This is a genomic window from Bacillus sp. FSL R10-2780 (genome assembly GCF_038006125.1).
In the GTDB taxonomy this organism is placed as follows: domain Bacteria; phylum Bacillota; class Bacilli; order Bacillales; family Bacillaceae_G; genus Bacillus_A; species Bacillus_A cereus_U.
Map to the genome: position 1 here is coordinate 3,939,013 of NZ_JBBOUQ010000001.1, position 18,660 is coordinate 3,957,672.

Consider the following 18,660-nt stretch of genomic DNA (forward strand, 5'->3'; position numbering starts at 1 on the left):
GTATCGACTAAATCTAAAATAATGAATTACATATAGAAAAAAGCACTCTATCCTGTAAAGATAAGTGCTAATTTTTTGATCATATTTTTATTACATATACAACCAATTATAATTTATTTTAATAAATAGGGCATTATTAACTTTCAATTATTACCCACTATTTATGATACGGTTCCCCACGATTAATACGAAACGCTCTATACACTTGCTCAAGCAATACTAATCGCATTAATTGATGTGGTAATGTCATCTTTGAGAAAGAAAGAGATTCATTTGAACGCTTCATTACTTCAGAACTAAGCCCCAGTGATCCACCAATTACAAATGTGATTTTGCTCTTTCCATATGTAGCAAGACGATCTAAGCTTACTGCAAATTCTTCTGATGATTTTTGTTTCCCTTCTATTGCTAACGCAATGACGTGCGTATCATCAGAAATTTTATCCAGTATACGTATGCCCTCTTTTTCTTTTACAATTAACATTTCTGCTGCACTTAAATTTTCTGGTGCCTTTTCATCTGGTAACTCAATTACTTCTACTTTTGCGTAAGAAGATAATCGTTTTAAGTATTCTGCTATACCTTGTTTTAAGTATTTTTCTTTTAATTTTCCGATTGAAATAATCGAGATATTCACATCTATTCCCCACCTTACAAACACGTTATCCACAGGACTTATCCACATATCCACAAATGTTACCCACATATTGTGTGAGAATCTGTGTTCGATACAACATATGTCGCCTCATTTTGACAAAATTCACATGTTTTTTTCTCTTCTTTAGAGTTATCCACATTGTTAATAACCGGTGCAACTTCACACTCATCCACAATGATATCTAATGCTAATTCAACATGTTCTAAACAACAAGGTAAATTCATATTCTTCACCTCACTTTTCTACAATAGAAAACAGGAGGTAGGCCCTCCTGTTTTTAATACTTTTGAATGCCTAATTTCACCGTTGTTGTCGCTCGTTTTGTACCACGATAAAACGTAAGAGTCATTTTATCATTAATTTTTTTATTATATAAGGCCGTGCGGAACCCAATAATATCGTGCACCGCTTTTCCATCTACCGCCACAATAACATCATGTTCTCTAAGACCCGCATCCGTACCTGGCGAAGGACTTTTCACATCTAAAATGCAGACTCCTTCTGTTACGTTACCTGGTAATTGTAACGTTTTTGACCAATAGTAACTCGGAATCTCATTTAATGATCTTAGTTCAATCCCAACGTAAGGTCTTCTTACTTTACCGTACTTTTCTAGTTCATTCATAATAGGCACAGCTCTCGTAACTGGAATAGCTAGTCCAATTCCTTCTACTTCTTTTGCTGCAATTTTCATTGAGTTAATACCTATTAATTGTCCCGCTACATTTACAAGCGCTCCACCACTATTACCTGGATTAATTGCTGCGTCTGTTTGCAATACTTCTACTTGCCAATCGTAATGTCCATCTTGATCTAAATCTACAGGAACAATACGCTCATTAGCCGAAATAATACCTTGTGTGACAGTTCCGGAAAATTGTAACCCAAGTGGATTTCCAATCGCAATAACTGGTTCTCCTCTACGAGCGGTATTCGAGTCGCCAATTTCAATCACTTTCTTCACATGCTTCGCATCTATTTCTAGTACCGCTAAGTCTGTGACTACATCGGTTCCCAATACTTTACCTGGAATTTTCTTACCGTCACTTAAGCTCACTTCAATACGATTCGCCCCAGCAACAACGTGGTTATTCGTTACAATATACGCATGTCCATCTGTTCTCTTATAAATCACACCAGAGCCTGTACCAGCTTCCGAATCAGCCTCTGAAAAATCGTCTCGTTGAATATTAATAACACCAACAACAGCCTCTGAAGCACGATCAACAGCGTCTACAAAGCTAATCTGTTTAACAGGAACATTTCCACTTTGAGCTTCAGCCATATTTTTTTCACTTGCTTCAGCTTGCGGAAGCTTACCTGCATGATTTGAAAATAAAGGAGCTCCAAATGCAAATAATGAAGCTCCTACAATTGTTCCCGCTATGCTAGAAATGACAATACCTTTATGTTTCTTTTTCCCTGCGCGTTTAATACGATATTTTTCTTCATCAATAAAGGACATATTTGTTCACCTATCTTCCTGAAAACAACTATATTCACCTTTATTGTTTACTAAAATGAAGAATTATACGTATTGAATTTTCGTAGGCATTTTTTGATCCGTATCATGTATTTCAAAGGATTCTCCAACCCCAAAACCTTTTTCTTCTAATACTTGTGATACAGACATACGCGCTAATTCTTTCATGTTATTATCTAAGCTTAAATGCGCTAAATAAATGTGTTTTGTCTCGTCTGTAATAACATCAGCCATCGCTAATGCAGCGTCCTCATTACAAACGTGGCCAACGTCGCTTAAAATACGTCGCTTAATGCTCCATGGATAGCGCCCCATACGAAGCATTTCCACATCATGATTACTTTCAAATACGAAAGCGTTCGCTCCCTTAATAACACCTTTCATACGGTCACTTACGTAGCCTGTATCTGTAATAAGAGCTAACTTTCTATTATTGTTATGAAAAGCATAAAACATCGGTTCCGCCGCATCATGAGAAACACCAAATGATTCAACTTCAATATCTCCAAATGTTTTCACGTCTCCTACTGAGAAAATGAATTTTTGATCAATTGGGATATTACCTATTAAATGTTCCATTGCATTCCATGTTTTCTCGTTCGCATAAACAGGTAAATCATATTTACGCGCCAATACACCTAATCCTTTAATGTGGTCACTATGCTCATGTGTTACAAGAATACCTGATATGTCATTTATATTCAGTTCAGCTTGTTTAAATAAAGCCTCTGTCGCTTTACCACTTAAACCTGCATCGACGAGCAGCTTTTTTTCATCTGTTCCTACATATAACATATTCCCTGTACTTCCACTTGCAAGTACACTAAAATGCATACTCATTCTTTCTCACTCCATTATGTTCTTCCGGCACTTGAGTTTCCCCTAATTCCATAACTTGTCCTTCAATTGCATTCACAAAAAAATCCTTTTTCTGTTCTGTCTTTAAGTTCCATGTTGGAGCAAGCACTTGTATATTAGAAGAAGACTCCGCAAGAGTCGCATATCCAATCTGCGCCTCTTTCACGTGCGTATTTTCTGCAATTTTATTTTTCAAATATATATTTTCTAAAGCTGTTTGCGCAGTAATAATTTCTTGTTCTTTCGTCTTTTCGCTTTCGCCCATTTCCTTCAAATCCGTTAACATTGTTTGTTTATACGAAATGAGCTCATTTTTTTCATTTAAATCTACAACAATCATCGCACGATTATTGTAGAAGATTGGTTTATCTTTATACTTTTGAAAGAAGTAAATTTTTGAGTCCTTTATTGCCCCAAACTCATATTTTTGTCCATCCAGCACATAATTTTTCAAAAACTCATTATACTTATCTTTTGACAATGATTTTGTATTTAAAAAAGGCTCTTTTAATTTACTCTCTATTTGATATTCGTCTTGCACATGCGCCGTCTGATTTTTTAAAGATTGCACATCTTCTTCTTTGAAAACCTTATTTTTTGCCATTATAAATGACTCTTTTTTCGGTTCTTTAGGAAAATTCCCCATAGTAATTTTTTCAGCTTTTAATTGTTGATCGATTTTCGTTTCCGTCACAATTTCTAATTGATTACTATCTTGCTTTTGAATGAACTGAAAGATAAGAAAGAGGTCTAAAACAAAAAAGGTCACAATAAATATGGTTTTAATTCGATCCCAATCCATTTAGTCCCCCCTCACTCCACTCATATATTTGTTGCTTACCATCTTCTTCACATTTTACATACCATATCGGCTGTAAGACAGCGATTCTCCCACTCCCATCACTGATGGAAGGTTCCAATGACATTTTATAACCAATACCAACATCCTGAATTGATTTTTTATCAATTTCCGGGTTATTCTCTAGTGATGTCATCACTGTATGACCTGATGCAAGAGAAGTTGTTTGTTGTTTACTAGGCAAAGTAATACTGAACTCAAAAAAGGGTCTTTCATACTGCATAATTTCACCTGAACCCCATACTTGTTTTAATTCCGCTATTCCATTGGCATTAAATACAGGCAAACCATCCTCATATAAACGGAATGAAGTTTTCCTCCCATTAATATAATCAAGACGATAGGACTTAAAGGATCCACTATGCCCACTTACAAAGTCAAAACTTTTTTGTAAAATCACCGCATTATCCGTAGGTTTATCACCATGTACAGCGGAATTTTTATATTTCAACATTGCATCCAACTTATCAATTTCCATAGAACGGATGCCATCCGTAAATGTTTCCTTTTCTTTCTCAGAAATAGGACTTAAATAACGTGGATCACTAAATAAAGCATTTTTGAATGGATCCACCTCTAGTTTAGCTGTAATATACTCTGCCTTACTTAATTCCGTAATCCCATCTGGTAAAAAAAGTTTTTTTGTATCATTTATTTGATATTCAAAATATGGTCTTGCTACTGTTATAAGTTGATTTTGAGCATTTATAATATCCTTTATATAAGCACCGCTCAATTTTGCTTGATATATTTTATGAGGAGTATCATAGGAAACAAAGCTAACTTTAATTTCTTGGTCCGTACTTCTAGAAGGGTCAATTATAATACGATTAAAACTTCTGTTACTTTCTATGTTTTTATCTTTAATATTAAACATATCTTTAATCGTATCTAACGGGATATTTGTAGGGAAAACAAATTCAATTTTTTCTTCTCCGTGTACATAAGACAGAAAATCACCTTTAGGGACTGTCCCCGTTATTTCCCTAAAATCATGTAATTCTCCGTTTTCAAGAATTTTATAGATTGAATCCACATTTGCCTTCTTTTCGCTTACATAATGATTTTTCTCTTTATGAATAACGACAGAGGATGGGCGAACAACCTCCGAAATCTTTACCTGATTTATCTCTTCGTTACCTTGAACGAACTTTGTATTTTGCATAGAAGTGGAATCAGGAACATATGTCCATAAGTTAAAAGTAAGAAATAGACTAATGACAACCAAATTAATTAGAACTATCGTTTTAAAGTTTTCCATACTCATTCCCAATCGTCCTCTTCATCTGTCGCCATTGGCAATGTGAAATAAATAGTTGTCCCTTTTCCTTCCTCACTTTTCGCCCAAATCGAGCCGCCATGTGCCTCAATCATTTCTTTCGCAATAGCTAACCCAAGACCTGTACCACCCATTTGTCTCGAACGCGCTTTATCTACACGATAAAAACGTTCAAATATTTTATCTACATTTTCTTTCGGAATTCCCATTCCTTGATCACTCACACTAATCTCTAATAACTCCCCGCGGTCACGCAGGCGATATGTTACTGTACCACCTTCTGGCGAATATTTTAGTGCATTGGAAATAATGTTATATAAAACTTGTGTGATTTTGTCTGTATCCATATCAATAAATCGAGATTTTTTAGAGAAAGATCGTTTGAAGCTTACATTTTGCTCTTTAGACATTTCAAAGCGATCGATAACGTTATTAAAGAAGTCAGTAAAGTCGACCCATTCCTTCATTAAGCGATGTTCTGTACTATCTAGTTTAGATAGTTGTAACAATGCATTTACAAGCCTGATCATTCTTTCCGTTTCCTCTTGTGTAACCGTTAAAAATTGCGGTGCAATATTTGGATCTTGCCATGCTCCATCAGTAAGTGCTTCTAAGTAACTGCGCATTGTTGTTAACGGCGTTCTTAACTCATGAGATACGTTCGCAACAAACTCACGGCGCTCTTGTTCTATCCGCTCCTGCTCTGTTACATCATATAATACAGCAATTAAACCATTTGCCTTCCCTGTTTCTTTTTGAATAACAGAGAAACTAGCACGTAAAATATATGGCTCATTTCTCGTACTAAAATCTAATAAAACTGAATCAGGTTCTTCATATAAATGATCAAGTGTAAATTCTTCTTGTATTCCTAACACTTCTAACACTGATTGATCTAGCGCCGTTTCACGCGAAACATTTAACATCTTTTCCGCAGGATCATTTAATAAAATGATATCCCCTTTTCGATCAGTAGCAATTACTCCATCTGTCATATGTGATAAAACGGATGATAATTTTCGTCTTTCACTTTCTGTGGAGGAACGAGCTTGTTGTAATTTTTTAGATAAATTGTTAAAAGATAATGCTAATTGTCCAATCTCATCGTGACTATGCACCTTTACTTTTCGCGAATAATTTCCTTTCGCCATTTCAATTGCTTGTCTTCGCATATCTGAAATTGGTCTCGTAATTGTTTGAGCCAATAAAATTCCAAGTACAGCTGTTACTAATAAAGCAATTACTGTCCCCGTTGCGAAAATTTGGTTGATGTCCTTCATTTGTTTATACACATCTTCCATAGATGCAACAATATGAATGACGCCAAGTACATCTCCGCCCGGCTCTTTTAGAATAGGGGTAATCATAACTTGAACTCGATGACCTGTATGTCCATCTTTCTCAATCTTTGACTCTGGTTTCTTTTGTACCATTACCCGTTGTACAGCTGTATCTGCTGACGTTCGTCCTACCTTATTTTGCTTAGACGCATCTGAAATTGCCATTAATTTTTTAGTAGAATCAATTACACTTACTTCTTGAATATCTCTCTTACGATCTGATGCGAATTTTTGAATCGAATCATTAATAGCTTTATCTACTGATTCTGTTTTAGGACGTTCTTTTACAAACTCTTGCTTCAGGTTATAAGAAAGTAAGTTTGTTTGCTGCGTTAAGGAATCTTGAAAGCCTTTTACAAGGCTTTTTTCTAATTCCCTGACGAAATATACACCAATTACTTGCATTGCTATTAATATTAACAGCATATATATGAGCACAAATTTTAAATGAATAGATTGAAAAAAACCAACTTTCTTCATATACTATTCCTGTTCTGGGTCACGCAAGTAATACCCTACCCCACGTCTAGTTACAATTAAAGTAGGATGACTTGGATTATCTTCAACTTTTTCGCGTAAACGACGTACTGTTACGTCTACTGTACGTACATCTCCAAAATAATCATAACCCCAAACTGTTTGTAATAAATGTTCACGAGTCATAACTTGACCTAAATGCTTCGCTAAATAATGTAGTAATTCAAATTCACGATGTGTAAGCTCAATGCTTTCTTCACGCTTCGTTACACTATAAGCGTTCGAATTGATAACGATTGGTCCAATAACCATTTCGGTATTTTCTTCTTTCTCTGCAGCACCACCCTGCTGATGGCGACGTAAATTTGCTTTCACACGAGCAAGTAACTCCCTCGTACTAAATGGCTTCGTTACATAATCATCTGCCCCAAGCTCAAGCCCTAATACTTTATCAATTTCAGAGTCTTTTGCTGTAAGCATAATAATTGGCATTTCTGAGCTTTTACGTATTTCACGACATACCTCTAAACCGTCTTTTCCCGGTAACATAATATCTAATAAAACCATATCTGGCTGTTCTTCATTTGCTTTTTCAATCGCCTCATCACCATCATGCGCCATTACAATTTCAAAACCTTCTTTTTCTAGGTTGAACTTCAAAATATCCGCAATCGGCTTTTCATCATCAACTACTAAAATTTTCTTTCCCATCATCGTCTATTTCCTCCTTATAAAAATATGATCAATAATCCTCAAACATATTGGTGTTTCTATAGTATGTTCCTATATGACAACAATCTTAGTCTAAGTATTTCTCCTCTATTCTCATAGACTCATGTATCATCCACTTTTACACGGAATCCTATACGATCTATAGAAAAACCTCTAGCTTCAACTGCTAGAGGCTCCTCATTCTATTGTAAAATAACTACCCACTTTTGTAAAACTGGACAAAATAAAAAGGATATTAAGTGGGCCCACTTAATATCCTGAGAGTGGCTCGGGACGGAATCGAACCGCCGACACGAGGATTTTCAGTCCTCTGCTCTACCGACTGAGCTACCGAGCCAAAACTATATATAAAACCACTAATGGTGGTATAAACAAAAGTGGCGGTCCCGACCGGGGTCGAACCGGCGATCTCCTGCGTGACAGGCAGGCATGTTAACCACTACACCACGGGACCAAAAATGAACATAAAAAAACATGACCCGTACGGGATTCGAACCCGTGTTACCGCCGTGAAAGGGCGGTGTCTTAACCACTTGACCAACGGGCCACGAAAAATAAAATGGTGAGCCATGAAGGATTCGAACCTTCGACCCTCTGATTAAAAGTCAGATGCTCTACCAACTGAGCTAATGGCTCATACTCACCAACGTCATATTTTCGTGACGACAAGACATATCATAACATGTTATCTTTCATTTTTGCAATACCTTTTTTTTTTTTTTATAAAAGATAAGAAAAAACTCATGAAAACATGAGTTTTTTCTTAAAAGAATCAATTTTTTATATCAATTAAGCTTCGTATACATTACGAACGATATTTGTTTGATTACGATCTGGTCCAACTGAGAACATAGATAATTGGATTCCTGTTAATTCAGAAACACGCTCTACGTATTTTCTTGCATTTTCAGGAAGTTCATCTAATGATTTCATAGCAGTAACATCTTCTGTCCAACCTGGAAGCTCTTCATATACAGGCTCACATTTCGCTAAAATGTTTAAGTTAGCTGGAACTTCATCGATAACTTCGCCATTGTATTTGTAAGCAACACAAATTTTAAGAGTTGGGATACCTGTTAATACATCGATAGAGTTTAATGATAAGTCTGTTAAACCACTAACACGACGTGCATGTCTTACAACAACGCTATCGAACCAACCTACGCGGCGCGGACGACCAGTTGTTGTTCCGTATTCACGACCAACTTCACGAATTTGATGACCGATTTCATCATTAAGTTCCGTAGGGAATGGACCATCACCTACACGGCTTGTATATGCTTTACATACACCTACAACGCGAGTAACTTTCGCAGGACCAACTCCAGTTCCAACTGTTACACCACCAGCAATTGGGTTAGAAGATGTAACGAACGGGTACGTACCGTGGTCAATATCAAGCATAACACCTTGTGCACCTTCAAATAATACACGATGATTGTTATCTAGTGCATCATTTAATACGACAGATGTATCGCATACATACTGTGCGATTTGTTGTCCGTATTCGAAGTACTCTTCAAAGATTTCTTCTACGCTGAAACCTTCTGTATCGTACATTTTTTCAAACAAACGATTTTTTTCCACTAAATTGCGCTCAAGCTTCTCTTTAAATGCTTCACGGTCTAAAAGATCAGCCATACGGATACCAATACGAGCAGCTTTATCCATATATGCAGGACCGATACCTTTTTTCGTTGTACCGATCTTGTTATCACCTTTACTCGCTTCTTCTAACTCATCTTGTTTTAAGTGATAAGGTAAAATAACGTGCGCACGGTTACTTACACGTAAATTATCAGTACTTACACCACGATCGTGTAAGTATTTTAACTCTTCAAGTAATGCTTTCGGATCTACTACTAAGCCATTTCCGATTACACAAATTTTCTCTTTATAGAAAATACCAGATGGAATTAAGTGTAATTTATATTTAACTCCGCCGAAAACAATTGTATGTCCCGCGTTATTTCCACCTTGATATCTTGCAACTACTTCCGCATGCTCAGAAAGAAAATCAGTGATTTTACCTTTTCCTTCGTCGCCCCATTGTGTTCCTACAACTACTACTGAAGACATTATTAAAGCACCTCCGCAATTTTCAAACGATCTATTCAAACAATATAATTGTACCAAAACAGAAAAAGAAGTCAACCAAAAAGCGAACATTTTTTTATCGAAAAACGTTTTCGTTCGTAAGAATTACATATTCACCTTATGAAAGCCCTATCTTTCATATAAAAAAAAAGAAACACATCTTATTATAAGAAATGTGTTTCTTTTTTATACTGCCTTTATGCGTGCGGTGCATGTCCATCCTCAAAGCGGCGTTCTAAGTTGACGAATTTATTAAATTCCTTAACAAACGCAAGCTCTACTGAACCTACTGGACCATTACGTTGTTTTGCAATGATAATTTCAATTGTATTTTTATTTTCTGTTTCACGATCATAGTAATCTTCACGATATAGGAAGGCCACAATGTCAGCATCCTGCTCGATACTTCCTGATTCACGAATGTCAGACATCATCGGGCGTTTATCTTGACGAGATTCTACACCACGAGATAACTGCGACAAGGCGATAACAGGTACTTGCAATTCACGTGCAATCCCTTTTAATGTACGAGAAATCTCAGATACTTCCTGCTGACGGTTTTCTCCTGATTTCCCACTTCCTTGAATAAGCTGTAAATAGTCAATCAAAACCATCCCAAGACCTTGTTCTTGCTTTAATCTACGACATTTTGCTCGAATCTCATTTACTTTAATCCCTGGTGTATCATCAATATATATACCAGCATTAGAAAGGCTACCCATCGCCATTGTTAATTTCGCCCAATCATCAGAAGTTAATGAACCGGTACGAAGTCTTTGCGCATCAATATTTCCTTCTGCACAAAGCATACGCATAACAAGCTGATCAGAGCCCATCTCCAAACTAAAAATCGCTACATTTTCATCAGTTTTCGTCGCTACGTTTTGTGCGATATTTAATGAAAATGCAGTTTTCCCCACCGACGGACGCGCTGCTACGATGATTAAATCATTTCGCTGAAAACCCGCGGTCATCTTATCTAATTCAGTAAATCCAGTTGGTATCCCAGTAACTTCACCTTTTTGATTATGCAAAAGTTCAATTTTATCATAAGCATCTACAAGAACATCTTTAATGTTTTGGAATGCTTTTGCATTTGTTTGATGTGATACTTCTAATATTTTTTTCTCAGCCTCATTTAAAAGGCCATCCACATCATCTTCTCGCTCGTATCCATCCGATACAATATGAGTTGCCGTTCGAATTAAACGACGTAAAAGTGCCTTTTCAGCGATGATGCGTGCATAATATTCTACATTAGCAGCTGTTGGAACAACTTCTGCTAATTCTGCTAGATAAGAAACCCCACCAACTTCTTCTAGTAACCCTTGATCAGCCATCGCTGATGTCATTATTACTAAGTCGATTGGTTCTCCCTTATCAGACAACCCAAGCATGACTTCAAAAATCTTTTGATGTTTCGTTCGATAGAACGAGTCAGGTAGCAACAGCTCTGATGCTGACGTTAATGCATCTTGATCAATCAATATAGCCCCTAAAACCGCCTGCTCTGCTTCTATATTATGCGGAGGGGTACGATCAGCCAGTACATCACTCATGCGCAATCCTCCTTGCTTAATTTATTTTTATTGTTCACTAACATGAACTTTTACTGCCGCTGTTACTTGCGGATGCAATTTTACAGTGACTTTTGTATAACCTAATGCACGGATTGCATCGTCCATTTCAAATTTACGTTTATCAAGTTTAATCTTGTGTGATTTTTGCATTGCATCTACAATTTGTTTGCTTGTAATAGAACCAAATAAACGGCCACCTTCTCCAGATTTCGCCTTTAATTCTACAGTTAATTTCTCTAATGTTTCTTTTAATTGTTTTGCACTTTCAAGCTCTGCTGCTGCATCTTTTTCCTCTTTGCGCTTTTGAGCATCTAAAGTTTTCATACTGCTGTTTGTCGCTTCGGCAGCTAACCCCTGTTTTAGTAAGAAATTATTTGCATAACCATCTGGTACGTTTTTTATTTCTCCTTTTTTACCTTTACCTTTTACGTCTTTTAGAAAAATTACTTTCATGATTGTGTGCCTCCCTGTAAATAGTCATCAATAACAAATTGAAGCTTCTCCTCCGCTTCATCTACTGTAACATTTTTCATTTGTGTGGCTGCATTTGTTAAGTGCCCGCCACCTCCTAAATTCTCCATAATTAGCTGTACATTCAATTCACCTAAAGATCTACCACTAATTCCAATGAAATTTTCTCCACGTTTTGCAATAACAAACGATGCAATGATACCTGTCATTGTCAATAATGTGTCTGCTGATTGTGCAATAAGTACTTGGTCATAATATTCATCACCATCAACTTTAGCAATCGCAATTCCATTTTTATAAATGTACGCATTTTTAATGGCTTTTGCAACTCGTAAATACTGACCCATATCTTCTTTTAAAAGTTCTTGTACAACTACAGTGTCTGCGCCATGCGAGCGTAAATAAGAAGCGGCATCAAAGGTACGAGCGCCTGTACGGAATGTAAAACTTTTCGTATCAACAATAATACCAGCTAACAATGCCGTTGCTTCTAACATTGTCATCTTTAAATTTTTCGGTTGATACTCAAGTAACTCTGTAACAAGCTCTGCCGTTGAAGAAGCGTACGGTTCCATATAAACAAGTAATGGATCTTCAATGAAATCTTCTCCACGGCGATGATGGTCAATAACCACTACATTTTCAATCTTATGTAACAGTTTTTCCTCCATCACCATTGAAGGTTTATGCGTGTCAACAACAACAAGTAATGAATCATCATTTGCAAATTCCATCGCTTGCCCTGGTGTAATAAAGTGTGACCATAACTCTTCATTTTGTTTCACTTTATCCATCAAACGCTTGATTCCTTTATCAGAATCATTTTCATCTAATACAATATATCCTTTGCGCTCATTTAATTGAGCTACCTTTAAAATACCAATCGCCGCACCAATCGCATCCATATCAGGGGCTCTATGCCCCATTATAATGACATTACTGCTTTCTAATACTAAATCCTTTAATGCATGCGAAATAACTCTAGCACGTACACGAGTACGCTTTTCGACCGGATTCGTCTTGCCACCGTAAAACTTAACTTTACCCGTTGCTTGTTTAATAGCTACTTGGTCTCCTCCTCGTCCTAATGCAAGGTCTAAACCAGATTGAGCCATCGCTCCAAGCTCCGCTAAAGGTAAATCACCTGAGCCAACACCAACACTTAATGTAAGTGGTATATTCCTTTTTGATGTTTCTTCACGCACTTGATCCAAAATACTAAATTTCCCTTTCTCCATTTGCGCTAAAATACTTTCATTTAGTACAACGAAGAATCTTTCTGAAGATGCACGTTTCAAATATGCACCATACTTAACGGCCCATTCATTTAGACGTGACGTCACAAGACTTGTTATATTCGTACGTAATTGATCATCTAACCCTTGTGTAACTTCATCGTAATTATCTAAATAAATAACAGCCAAAACAGTGCGCTGATCCTCATACATTTTTTCAATCTCTGTTTGCTCAGTTACATCAAAAAAATAAATTAGTTTTTCTTCTTTCCTTACAAACACACGGAACTTCCGACTATTTAAAGATACTATATCATCAGAAGTCTCTCCTTTAATAAAAAGGAGTAATGTTTCTGATACATCGTACAGATGCCACCCAGCTAATGCGTGTTGCCCCAAACATGAAGACAAGTAAGGATTTGCCCAATCAATCCCATACTCCTTATTGTATAACAATATACCGATTGGCATCTGGTTGAATGCTTCGTTACTCACTTTTTTTACCCTAGTAATCATATCTGTCGTATACTTTTCAAAGTTCCTTTGAAAGGTAAGTTCAAATCGTATAACTAAAAAGAAAACGATGCTAAAAACCAAAAAGGAAGATATCCCCATAATTAAGTGGAAATAACAGAGAATCGAGATTAGCACCAACACAAAAAATGCCAATACGTAAACAGGATATAAAAACCACTGTTTCTTATAAAATTCAGGCATGTATACAACTCCTATAAAGTAAAACTAACTCACCTTCCAGTTAGTTAAACAAATTAAAATAGTGTAAGGAATATTATTTTATTCCCCTATTTTAGAACGCAATGAAATCCCTAAATCAATTATACCTAAGATTGTCACAAGAGGAAACAGCATTGGAATAAACATACATACAATAAAACTAATAATAGGAATACCCCTCGTAAAACCTTTTCTGTGTGCTAAAAAGGTGATAAACGTTAATCCTTGCAATACGAACAGCAAAGCAAAGATTACATATAGGTTAGAAAATACCATATGTAAATATGATGTTGGTTCTACTTTTATAAAAGTTGCTAACAAAATAAATATGACGTAATACCAGACAATACTCTTTGGCAATTGTATATCTTTAAATTTAGGCCAAGGTGTAACGTCGTGCTTTAACTTCCTCAAAACACTACCTGATATTAGCACTGTGATCCAAGAAAAACATACAGAAACTAGTACAAGTATACTTGGAAATAACGTCTGTAATATATCATTCATTTGTGCAAATAACTCTTTTTGTTCCTTACTAACTGGCATACCAGCAGCAGTTGCTATCTTTTCACTTTGCGCCATACTTTCACTAAATATATTTTGCATTTGCTTCATTAAATCTATGTTGAAAAATTTTATACTTCCAACATAAATGAGCATCATACCAATTAAATATGCAAGCGTTCCAGCTATCAATATCTCCACTGGTTTTTTCCCTTTTTTATACATATACCCTAATACAACACCTATTAATCCAAACATCACTGTCTTTATGAGACTAATCGGCTGACTCACAATAACTGTAATAAAAAGTGCCGCTACAAAAATAACGAGTATATTAGATAGTTTATGTCTTACTGTTAATAATATAAATGGTAACGGCAACACAAACGTTACCATTGTACCTAAAATCGGAACATACATAGATATAAGCAACAAAATTGCATATATAGCCAATAACGCTGCACCCTCAGTAATAAATCTCGTGTTTTTCATCATTCAACCTCTCTCTCAAAAAAGAAAAGCATAGCAAAATGCACAGTAGAGTCCGACTCTACTGTGCATTTCATACGCTATTATTCACCAACATATGGTAAAAGTGCCATTTGACGAGCACGTTTAATTGCAACTGTAAGTTTGCGTTGGTATTTCGCGCTTGTTCCTGTTACACGACGTGGTAAAATTTTACCGCGCTCAGAAACGAAACGTTTTAATAAATCAACATCTTTATAGTCAATGCGAGTGATGCCGTTAGATGTGAAGAAACACACCTTACGACGTTTCGCACGTCCACCTTTGCGTCCTGCCATGTCTATTCCCTCCATTCTTTGTTAAAAATATCCGATTCATACCATTAAAATGGTAAATCGTCGTCCGAAATGTCAATCGGTTGACCAACATTCGAAAATGGATCGTCATTCTTCGTAAATCCAGTGTTACCTGAGTTACCTGAGTTACCCGGATTACTAGATTGACCAAATGGGTTAGAGCTTTGGTTACCGAAACCAGCTCCTGATGGTTGCTGATTGAATGAACCACGTTGCTCCCCACCGCCATTACGCGGCTCTAAAAATTGTACGCTCTCCGCAAGAACTTCTGTTACATATACACGTTTACCATCTTGTCCATCGTAAGTACGAGTTTGAAGACGTCCGTCTACGCCTGCTAAGCTACCTTTTTTCAAATAATTTGCCACGTTTTCTGCTTGTTTACGCCATATTACACAATTAATAAAGTCAGCTTCACGCTCACCTTGTTGATTCGCAAATGCGCGATTCACAGCTAACGTAAAAGTAGCTACTGCAACACCATTGGGCGTGTAACGTAAGTCAGGGTCCTTAGTTAAACGACCAACGAGGATAACACGATTCATCAATCGAACCACTCTCCCTATATATCTTAATTATTTTTCTTCTTCTTTAACAACGATATGACGAAGGATATCTTCGTTGATCTTAGCTAAACGGTCGAATTCGTTAATCGCTTCTGAATTAGAGTTCACCTTTAAGATCATGTAGAAACCTTCACGTAAGTCGTTGATTTCGTAAGCTAAACGACGCTTACCCCACTCTTTTGTGTTAATGATTTCTGCACCATTGTTTGTTAAAACACCTGCGAAACGTTCAACTAAAGCTTTTTGAGCTTCTTCTTCAACGCCAGGACGAATGATGTACATAATTTCGTACTTTCTCATTACACTTTCACCTCCTTTTGGTCTAAACGGCCCATAATGGGCAAGGAGCAATTAATTTATAGTAATTACTCACGAGTTTAGATTATATCATAGTAAGTTATATGAATCAACTCACCAATACGTAAAAAACTTGGCAAACATATAATATATTTGCCAAGTTCATATCTTTATTTTTCCTAGGAAATATTAAATTAAACGTTAAAGCGGAAGTGCATAACATCTCCGTCTTTTACGATATACTCTTTTCCTTCTAAACGTACTTTACCAGCTTCTTTTGCAGCTGTCATAGAGCCATTTGTCATTAAATCATCATAAGAAACTGTTTCCGCACGAATAAATCCACGCTCAAAGTCCGTATGAATAACACCAGCACATTGTGGTGCTTTCATACCTTGTTTAAACGTCCATGCACGTACTTCTTGCACACCAGCTGTGAAGTAAGTAGCAAGTCCTAATAAGTCATATGCAGCACGAATTAATTGATCTAAACCAGATTCTTCAATACCTAGTTCTTCAAGAAATACTTTCTTCTCTTCCTCATCTAACTCAGCAATTTCTGATTCAATTTTTGCACATACAACAATTACTTGTGAATTTTCATTTGTTGCAAATTCTTTTACCATTTGTACATATTTATTGTCAGAAGGATCCATAATATCATCTTCACTTACGTTTGCTACGTATAGCATTTCTTTCGTTGTAAGTAAATGAAGGCCTTTAACAATCTTCATTTGCTCTTCTGTAAATTCAACAGTACGAGCTGGTTTTCCCTCTTCAAAAGCTTCTTTTAAACGAACTAAAATTTCATGCTCATATACAGCTTCTTTATCTTTTTGTCTTGCTAACTTCGCAACTCGTTCGATACGTTTATCAACAGATTCCAAATCCGCTAAGATTAGCTCTAAGTTGATTGTTTCAATGTCATCAATTGGATCTACTTTTCCTGAAACATGCGTAATATTTTCATCTTCAAAACAACGAACAACTTGGCAAATTGCATCTACTTGACGAATGTGAGATAAGAATTTATTTCCTAACCCTTCACCTTTACTCGCACCTTTTACGATACCTGCGATATCAGTAAATTCGAATACAGTTGGAACAGTTTTTTTCGGTTCTACTAATTCCGTTAATTTATTTAAACGCTCATCTGGTACTTCTACAATCCCTACGTTTGGATCGATTGTACAGAATGGATAGTTCGCAGATTCTGCTCCTGCTTGTGTAATTGCATTAAATAAAGTGGACTTCCCTACGTTAGGTAATCCAACAATCCCAGCCGTTAATCCCATATTTTTCACTCCTATGTCTCAATCTTTCATCATTATAGATAGTAACGAAAAAAATGACAAGTTTCCACCAAATGAAAAAAAGCAACGGCTGTCTACTGCAGCTGTTGCTTTTTCACTATTCTTCATGCTTCACAAGTATTTTTTTTACCTTACGATCAAACTCTCTTCGAGGAATCATTACCGAATGGTCACACCCCTCGCACTTAACGCGGATATCCATTCCCATACGAATAATCTTCCAGCGATTTTCACCACATGGATGGGCTTTCTTCATTTCCACAACATCGTACAAGTTATATTGCTTTTGCTCCATTCTCTAAATCCCTCCCACTATTAAATTGCTTTTTCACTAACTAATTCTTCGCGACTATATAAAACCATACGTGGGTATGGAATTTCAATCCCATGTAAATCAAGACGATTTTTAATCTCTTTGCGAAGAGCCCTCGCAATAACTGCATGCTGCATCGGCTCAACTTCAGCAATAACACGTAATACAACTTCAGACGCTGCCAGTGTTTGAACACCTAGCAATTGAGGTGTTGTTACCATTTTCTCATATTTTTCTGGTAATTCCACTAATAAATCTTCAATAACTTGCTCCGCTCGTACTATATCACTTTCATAAGAAATAGATACATCAACAAATGCTACACTATTACTAACGGAAAAGTTCGTTACTTGTACAATACTACCATTTGGTATTATATGGATTTCACCTGTCCAGCTTTTCATCTTCGTTGTACGTAGTCCAATTTCCAAAACAGTTCCTTCAAATTGACCTATTCTTACATAATCACCTACTGAAAATTGATCCTCTAACAAAATAAATAATCCTGTAATAACATCTTTAACTAAACTTTGTGCACCAAAACCGACTGCTAAACCAATTACCCCAGCACCGGCTAATAGACCTGACGCATTAATATCAAACACACCTAAAATTGCAATTAACATAATGAACATAACAACGTATGCCACAATATTTTCAAGCAACTTCGCTACCGTAACTGTACGACGTTCTGAAATTTGAATCGGCGAACGGCTTCCCATACGAAACGCATTTCGTACAATTGCCCTCACAACTCGCACAACGATTGCACCAAGTATTAAAATAACGATTATTTTTAGTGATTTCACACCTATATTCGTCCAATCAATGGACTCAAACCATTTCAACGCTAAATCCATGTCCCTCTACCTCTCCAGCTAAAATTTCTTTTTAGTTATCCTTATTATTGTATCAGAACTCTCTCTGATTTCTAAAAAAAATTTATGACTTTAATTCCATTTGTTAACTTCCATTCAGGTATAAAATGAGACGAATATATATATACTAGTACTATTATTTCTGTTTTCATTCACAGTTT

General features: G+C 36.3%; 19 protein-coding genes and 4 tRNA genes. All 23 read right to left on the reverse strand.

Annotation, left to right across the window (positions count from 1 at the left end):
- Positions 1 to 157: 157 nt before the first annotated feature.
- The 23 genes from rlmH to NSQ47_RS20575 all read right to left on the reverse strand — a co-directional run bounded on the left by rlmH (position 158) and on the right by NSQ47_RS20575 (position 18,481).
- On the reverse strand, positions 158 to 637 hold the full coding sequence (gene rlmH / locus NSQ47_RS20465; RefSeq protein ID WP_002113213.1) for a 23S rRNA (pseudouridine(1915)-N(3))-methyltransferase RlmH: 480 nt from the start codon (positions 635 to 637) through the stop codon (positions 158 to 160).
- Positions 638 to 696: 59 nt separating this feature from the next.
- The gene (locus tag NSQ47_RS20470; RefSeq protein ID WP_002035001.1) at positions 697 to 882 is read right to left on the reverse strand and encodes a CxxH/CxxC protein; all 186 of its coding nucleotides are present in this window, start codon (positions 880 to 882) and stop codon (positions 697 to 699) included.
- A gap of 53 nt (positions 883 to 935) precedes the next feature.
- Entirely contained in the window at positions 936 to 2,123 is a 1,188-nt protein-coding gene (locus NSQ47_RS20475; RefSeq protein ID WP_341037925.1) for a S1C family serine protease, read from the reverse strand.
- Positions 2,124 to 2,186: 63 nt separating this feature from the next.
- Positions 2,187 to 2,981 (reverse strand): MBL fold metallo-hydrolase, encoded by a 795-nt coding sequence (locus NSQ47_RS20480; protein WP_002159673.1) that lies wholly within the window; start codon positions 2,979 to 2,981, stop codon positions 2,187 to 2,189.
- Positions 2,965 to 3,801, reverse strand: coding sequence for a two-component system regulatory protein YycI (locus tag NSQ47_RS20485; RefSeq protein WP_016106794.1), 837 nt, complete (start codon positions 3,799 to 3,801; stop codon positions 2,965 to 2,967). Before NSQ47_RS20485 ends, NSQ47_RS20480 begins: the two co-directional genes overlap by 17 nt.
- Complete coding sequence (locus NSQ47_RS20490) at positions 3,782 to 5,125, reverse strand: YycH family regulatory protein (RefSeq protein WP_341037928.1); 1,344 nt, start codon at positions 5,123 to 5,125, stop codon at positions 3,782 to 3,784. The genes NSQ47_RS20485 and NSQ47_RS20490 overlap by 20 nt, the downstream gene beginning before the upstream one ends.
- Positions 5,122 to 6,957, reverse strand: a complete 1,836-nt coding sequence (walK, locus tag NSQ47_RS20495; protein WP_002113220.1) for a cell wall metabolism sensor histidine kinase WalK — start codon at positions 6,955 to 6,957, stop codon at positions 5,122 to 5,124. Before walK ends, NSQ47_RS20490 begins: the two co-directional genes overlap by 4 nt.
- A 3-nt stretch (positions 6,958 to 6,960) precedes the next feature.
- Positions 6,961 to 7,668: a cell wall metabolism DNA-binding response regulator WalR gene (walR, locus tag NSQ47_RS20500; RefSeq protein WP_002089942.1), complete on the reverse strand. Its 708-nt coding sequence runs from the start codon at positions 7,666 to 7,668 to the stop codon at positions 6,961 to 6,963.
- A gap of 282 nt (positions 7,669 to 7,950) precedes the next feature.
- Positions 7,951 to 8,023, reverse strand: a tRNA-Phe gene (locus NSQ47_RS20505).
- A gap of 41 nt (positions 8,024 to 8,064) precedes the next feature.
- Positions 8,065 to 8,140, reverse strand: a tRNA-Asp gene (locus NSQ47_RS20510).
- Positions 8,141 to 8,161: 21 nt separating this feature from the next.
- Positions 8,162 to 8,233: transfer RNA gene (locus NSQ47_RS20515), tRNA-Glu, on the reverse strand.
- A 13-nt stretch (positions 8,234 to 8,246) separates the two neighbouring features.
- Positions 8,247 to 8,322: transfer RNA gene (locus tag NSQ47_RS20520), tRNA-Lys, on the reverse strand.
- A gap of 153 nt (positions 8,323 to 8,475) precedes the next feature.
- Positions 8,476 to 9,765 carry an adenylosuccinate synthase gene (locus NSQ47_RS20525; RefSeq protein ID WP_002138921.1) on the reverse strand — a complete coding sequence of 430 codons (1,290 nt, stop codon included), beginning with the start codon at positions 9,763 to 9,765 and terminating at the stop codon, positions 8,476 to 8,478.
- A gap of 215 nt (positions 9,766 to 9,980) precedes the next feature.
- A complete protein-coding gene (gene dnaB / locus NSQ47_RS20530; RefSeq protein ID WP_002113222.1) occupies positions 9,981 to 11,342 on the reverse strand; it encodes a replicative DNA helicase in 1,362 nt (453 codons plus the stop codon).
- Positions 11,343 to 11,369: 27 nt separating this feature from the next.
- On the reverse strand, positions 11,370 to 11,816 hold the full coding sequence (rplI, locus tag NSQ47_RS20535) for a 50S ribosomal protein L9 (RefSeq protein WP_002144568.1): 447 nt from the start codon (positions 11,814 to 11,816) through the stop codon (positions 11,370 to 11,372).
- On the reverse strand, positions 11,813 to 13,786 hold the full coding sequence (locus NSQ47_RS20540; RefSeq protein WP_340826852.1) for a DHH family phosphoesterase: 1,974 nt from the start codon (positions 13,784 to 13,786) through the stop codon (positions 11,813 to 11,815). Before NSQ47_RS20540 ends, rplI begins: the two co-directional genes overlap by 4 nt.
- A gap of 78 nt (positions 13,787 to 13,864) precedes the next feature.
- The gene (locus tag NSQ47_RS20545) at positions 13,865 to 14,800 is read right to left on the reverse strand and encodes a YybS family protein (protein WP_341037929.1); all 936 of its coding nucleotides are present in this window, start codon (positions 14,798 to 14,800) and stop codon (positions 13,865 to 13,867) included.
- Positions 14,801 to 14,880: 80 nt separating this feature from the next.
- Positions 14,881 to 15,114, reverse strand: coding sequence for a 30S ribosomal protein S18 (gene rpsR / locus NSQ47_RS20550; protein WP_000918874.1), 234 nt, complete (start codon positions 15,112 to 15,114; stop codon positions 14,881 to 14,883).
- Between the two features lie 44 nt (positions 15,115 to 15,158).
- Positions 15,159 to 15,680 (reverse strand): single-stranded DNA-binding protein, encoded by a 522-nt coding sequence (gene ssb / locus NSQ47_RS20555; RefSeq protein ID WP_002144566.1) that lies wholly within the window; start codon positions 15,678 to 15,680, stop codon positions 15,159 to 15,161.
- 27 nt (positions 15,681 to 15,707) lie between these two features.
- Positions 15,708 to 15,998, reverse strand: a complete 291-nt coding sequence (gene rpsF, locus NSQ47_RS20560) for a 30S ribosomal protein S6 (protein WP_002144565.1) — start codon at positions 15,996 to 15,998, stop codon at positions 15,708 to 15,710.
- 191 nt (positions 15,999 to 16,189) lie between these two features.
- Positions 16,190 to 17,290, reverse strand: a complete 1,101-nt coding sequence (gene ychF / locus NSQ47_RS20565) for a redox-regulated ATPase YchF (protein WP_002113228.1) — start codon at positions 17,288 to 17,290, stop codon at positions 16,190 to 16,192.
- Between the two features lie 115 nt (positions 17,291 to 17,405).
- Positions 17,406 to 17,603 (reverse strand): DUF951 domain-containing protein, encoded by a 198-nt coding sequence (locus tag NSQ47_RS20570; RefSeq protein ID WP_000436054.1) that lies wholly within the window; start codon positions 17,601 to 17,603, stop codon positions 17,406 to 17,408.
- Between the two features lie 20 nt (positions 17,604 to 17,623).
- On the reverse strand, positions 17,624 to 18,481 hold the full coding sequence (locus tag NSQ47_RS20575) for a mechanosensitive ion channel family protein (RefSeq protein WP_002144563.1): 858 nt from the start codon (positions 18,479 to 18,481) through the stop codon (positions 17,624 to 17,626).
- Positions 18,482 to 18,660: the final 179 nt, after the last annotated feature.